This window comes from Mediterranea sp. An20, assembly GCF_002160055.1.
GTDB lineage: Bacteria > Bacteroidota > Bacteroidia > Bacteroidales > Bacteroidaceae > Bacteroides > Bacteroides avicola.
In genome coordinates, this window is the sequence record NZ_NFJV01000081.1 from 1 (window position 1) to 722 (window position 722).

The window sequence follows — 722 nt, forward strand, 5'->3', positions numbered from 1 at the left end:
GAGGAACTTCTCCCATGGCTTCTCGCCAACAAGAAAAGTCTGATATGCTCTTTGCTGGACGGTAGCTACCGTCCCAACCCTGTCCTTAGAGTGGAAATCCCGAAGGACAACGGCAAGATTCGTCAGTTAGGAATACCGACCGTTGTAGACCGACTGGTACAGCAAGCCATCAACCAGGTACTGACCTCCATCTACGAACCTCAGTTCAGCCGGAACAGTTTCGGTTTCCGTCCCGGACGTGGTTGCCATGCAGCCCTGCGCAGCGCGAAAGACATCGTCAATTCAGGTTACAAATATGTAGTAGACCTTGACCTTGAGCGGTTCTTCGACACAGTGTGCCACAGTCGTCTGATAGAAATACTGAGCCGTACAATAAAAGATGGAAGAGTGGTCAGTCTTATTCACAAATACCTTCGAAGCGGAATAATGAATCATGGCATGTTCGAGGCGAGCAGGGAGGGTACTCCCCAAGGTGGTCCTTTAAGTCCCCTTTTAAGTAACATCATGCTTAATGAACTTGATAAGGAACTAACCCGAAGAGTTCATCCCTTTGTGCGCTATGCCGATGATACCATGATATTCTGCCGAAGTAAAAGCGCAGCGGAACAAACCAAAGAGTCCATTATCCGATTTATAGAAGGTAAGCTTCATCTGAGAGTAAACAGAGAAAAGACAACAGTCTCCTATGTCAAAGGTGTAAAATACTTAGGTTATTCCTTTTA

1 protein-coding gene is annotated in these 722 nt (G+C 46.5%); it reads left to right on the forward strand.

What is annotated here, in order from left to right; translation table 11 throughout:
- Nucleotides 1-722: group II intron reverse transcriptase/maturase (gene ltrA, locus B5F34_RS17205; RefSeq protein WP_087340950.1), on the forward strand; the 722-nt coding region annotated here is incomplete at both ends.